This is a genomic window from Eggerthella sp. (assembly GCF_048329335.1).
Taxonomy (GTDB): Bacteria; Actinomycetota; Coriobacteriia; order Coriobacteriales; family Eggerthellaceae; genus Eggerthella; species Eggerthella lenta.
Genome location: NZ_DBFEGU010000429.1, coordinates 1 through 3,765, shown reverse-complemented (window position 1 = coordinate 3,765; position 3,765 = coordinate 1). Strand labels below are relative to the sequence as shown.

Genomic DNA, 3,765 nt, shown 5'->3' with positions numbered 1-3,765 from the left:
CTCGGCGTGCCGCAGGGTCCCCTCGTCGGCCTCGCCTTGTCGGATGCGCTCGATGCCGTCATGGACGAGCGCATCGACAACAAGGCGTGCGCTTTGCGCGCTTTCATAGAGGAATGGCGTGCCGAGCATGAAGATCGAGCCCCTCTATAACGGCCGAGCCACCGCCCGGTGACGGCTTCCCGCATGCCGATCGCTGCACGCGTTCGCTTTCTATACTGACATACGCGCATCACGATCATCCCTGGAAAGCGAGGCACCTCATGACCACACCCTCCGCAACCGCCCAGTCGCAGCCGGAAGCCGCCGTCGACGCCCCCGTCGATCGCATGAGCATCACGATATCCCTCAACGGACCGTATCTCGTAAACGGAGGGGTGCCCTTGACCCAGGAGGTCATCACCCCCGTCGGCGGCCATCGCGAGTACCGCACGGCGCGCGCCTTTCCCCACCAGGAAACCTACGCGCTGTGCCGCTGCGGGCAGACGAGCACGCCGCCGTTCTGCGACGGCTCGCACGTTGCCGCCGGCTTCCACGGCGCGGAAACCGCGTCGCGCGCGTCGTTCGAGGAGCGCGCCGACATCTACCCTGGCCCCGGGGTGACGCTGTACGATGACAACCGTTGCGCGTTCGCCCGCTTCTGCCACCGCGAGGACGGCGACGTATGGACGCTCACCGAGCTGTCCGGCGACGAGCGCCTGAAGCGCGAGGCTGTCCAGGAGTCCACCGACTGCCCAGCCGGAAGGCTCGTGCACGTCGATTCGGAGACCGGAGCGATGTACGAGCCGGAGCTCGGCCCCTCCATCGCCCTGCTCGAAGACCCCGAGGAAGGCGTGAGCGGCCCTTTGTACGTGCGCGGCGGCATCCCGCTCGTCGGCGCGGACGGCACCGAGTACGAGCTACGCAACCGCTATGCGCTGTGCCGCTGCGGCGCGTCGCGCAACAAGCCCTTCTGCGACGCCATGCACGTGACCGTGGGCTACGAAGACGGTTTGAACGGATAAACACCTGGTAAACGCCGGGAAATCGCACGCTTGCGTCCTGTCCGACCATCCAATTCATCAACTTTTCCAAAATAATTTGCCGATAAGGCTTGACGAAGCGCCGCATACCCCGTAATATACCAACTCGCGCTTGCGACTGTTGTTCAAAACAACAGGAGCACATCGGTTAGCCGATGGGGTGTCGTCTAATGGCAGGACAGCGGTTTCTGGTACCGTATGTGAGGGTTCGACTCCTTCCACCCCAGCCATTTTTACGGTATACTGCACAGCGCACTATGTGGCTCCGTCGTCTAGCGGTTTAGGACGCCGCCCTCTCAAGGCGGAGGTCGCCGGTTCGAATCCGGTCGGAGCTACCAAGAAATTGCAGGTCAGGAGCGCGCAAGCTCCTGACCTTTTTCTTTTCGATCGTCTTTCGTGTGCCAAAATGTGCCATCTTGCGGAATTACGGTGCCTTACGCCCTTCTCGCCTAAAGCCTTCTACCGCCGGCCGCGCATGCTGTCGTACAATGGCGGCGAACGAAGAGAAAAGGAAACCTCATGGAGCAAGAACAGAACCGCGCACCCGAGACCCCGCCAGCTGGCGCCCCTGCGGAACTGCCGTTCGGCGAGCCCCTGCTGATCTGTCCCGGGCTCTACCGCGTACGCGTGCCGCTTCCCCATAACCCCCTGCAGGCGCTGAACTCCTACATCGTCCTTGGAGACGAGACGACTACGATCATCGACGTTGGCTTCAACCACCCGGCATGCGAGAAGGCGCTTGACAAGGCGTTGGAATCCCTCGGGCGAACCTGGGACACCGTCGAGATCGTCCTGACGCATTCCCATCCCGACCATACGGGCAATCTCGATCGGATCTACCGCGACGGTATGCGCGTGTATGCGAACCTCCACTCGTTCAAAGAGGTGGAGAATCTCATGCAGATGCAAGCGAACGTGTTCGGCCCCCTGCTTCGCAAGGCGGCGACGCCGCAGCAAAGCGGGCTCGTGTTCCGCAAGGGCAAGCATCGCCTGCACATATCGGCCGAGCTGCTGCCGCTGACGTGCAAGCCCGATCTCATCTACCTGCACGAAGGCGATGTGCTGCGCGCCGGAAGTTTCTCGTTCGAGGTGATCGAAACGCCAGGACACGATCCGTGGCATATCTGCCTGTACGAGCCCGACCGCAAGCTCATGATCATCGGCGACCACGTGCTGGAGCGCATAACGCCGTCGGTTTCGTCGTGGTTCCCCGCGTACAACGCCCTCGAGGAGTTCTTGGAGAGCTTGGGGAAGATGTACTCGTACGACGTCGATCTGGTGCTTCCGGCTCACGGAACGCCCTACACCGGACTGCGCGAACGCGTCATGTTCCTGATAGCGCATCATGGGGAGCGCCTCCAGGAACTGTACGACCTCGTGGCCGCCGGCCACGACGACATCGTATCGATATCGTCGCATGCCAAGTGGCGCTACGAGAATTGGAACGAATGGCCGCTCGACCAGAAGTTCTTCTCGATGGGCGAGACGATGGCCCACCTCGTGCACCTCGTGTGCGAAGGCAAGATCAAGCAAACCATCTGCGGCGACGAGTACCGTTTCGAGCTGCCGTAGCGCCGCAGCCGCGATAGAAGGGAGCATCACATGCGCATCGATCTGATCATCGAGAGCCGAAACGTGTTCACAGGAGTCGGCGACGTCGCCCGACCTGCGGCCATCGCCGTCGCGGGCGATCGTATCGTCGCCGTCGGATCGCGCGAGGACGTGCGCGCCTTCGCGCTCGAGGCGAACGCAGGCGGGGGCGCGCCCGAGGTGCACGACTTCGGAGACGCGCTCGTGGTTCCGGGATTTCACGACTCGCACCTGCACTTCTTCCATTCGGCCGTGTATTCCTCGCCCTTGGCGACCATGTTCCTGGGCGAAAGCGAGACCGACTGCGTGGCGCGCATGCAAGCGTTCGCGAAAGACCGGCCGAACGGCTGGCTTCTGGCACAAGGATGGCGCGAATACCGCTGGAACCCGCCAGTGCTGCCGTCGAAGCGCTCGCTGGACGAAGCGTTCCCCACGCGTCCCGTGGCGCTGTACTCGGGAGACGCGCACACGCTGTGGCTGAACTCGGCCGCGCTCGACGAGCTGGGGCTCACGCGCGACAGCGTGCCGCCGGCAGGCGGCTCCTACGACCGCGACGAGACAGGCGAGCTGACCGGCATCGTGCGCGAGGCGGCCGCCATGGAGTTGATGCCGCAGATCATGGGGTCGTTCACCGACGAGGAGGTGGCCGACGCTTACCGCGGCTTCTTCGCGCGGCTGGCCGAGAACGGCGTGACCAGCGTATGCGACATGTCGCTCATGGCCCATCCGGGGCTCGACTTCATCCGGGACGACGTGCACGCATCCCTGCTGGAGCGCGGCGAGCTGACCGCGCGCGTGCACCTCTTCCCCACCTTGCTCGACGACATGAGCCGCTTCGAGGACATGCGTGCGCGCTACACGGGTCCGTGCCTGCAGGCACCCGGTTTCAAGCAGTTCTTCGACGGCGTGTCGAGCCAGCATACCGCCTGGGTGACCGAACCGTACGCGAACGCGCACGTCGAAGGCGATTGCGGCCGACCCACGGTAGATCCCGAGATCATGCGACGCTACGTGCTTGCCGCAGCCGAACAAGGCTTCCCCGTGCGTATCCACGCCATCGGCGATGCGGCCATCCATGCGGCGCTCGACATCTTCGAAGAGGCGCGCGCGAAATTCGGACCGCTGCCGGAGGGGCAGCGAAACTGCCTGGAGCACC

The 3,765-nt window shown here is 63.7% G+C and carries 3 protein-coding genes and 2 tRNA genes; all 5 read left to right on the top strand.

Annotated elements, in window-relative coordinates; translation table 11 throughout:
- Positions 1–260: 260 nt before the first annotated feature.
- Positions 261–1,001 (top strand): CDGSH iron-sulfur domain-containing protein, encoded by a 741-nt coding sequence (locus tag ACMO6A_RS13250; RefSeq protein ID WP_009306221.1) that lies wholly within the window; start codon positions 261–263, stop codon positions 999–1,001.
- Positions 1,002–1,175: 174 nt separating this feature from the next.
- Positions 1,176–1,249: transfer RNA gene (locus ACMO6A_RS13245), tRNA-Gln, on the top strand.
- A gap of 31 nt (positions 1,250–1,280) precedes the next feature.
- Positions 1,281–1,357: transfer RNA gene (locus ACMO6A_RS13240), tRNA-Glu, on the top strand.
- Positions 1,358–1,538: 181 nt separating this feature from the next.
- Positions 1,539–2,591: an MBL fold metallo-hydrolase gene (locus tag ACMO6A_RS13235; RefSeq protein ID WP_009306222.1), complete on the top strand. Its 1,053-nt coding sequence runs from the start codon at positions 1,539–1,541 to the stop codon at positions 2,589–2,591.
- Positions 2,592–2,621: 30 nt separating this feature from the next.
- Positions 2,622–3,765, top strand: a 1,144-nt coding sequence (locus ACMO6A_RS13230) for an amidohydrolase (RefSeq protein WP_418471402.1), incomplete at its 3' end; no start/stop codon positions are given.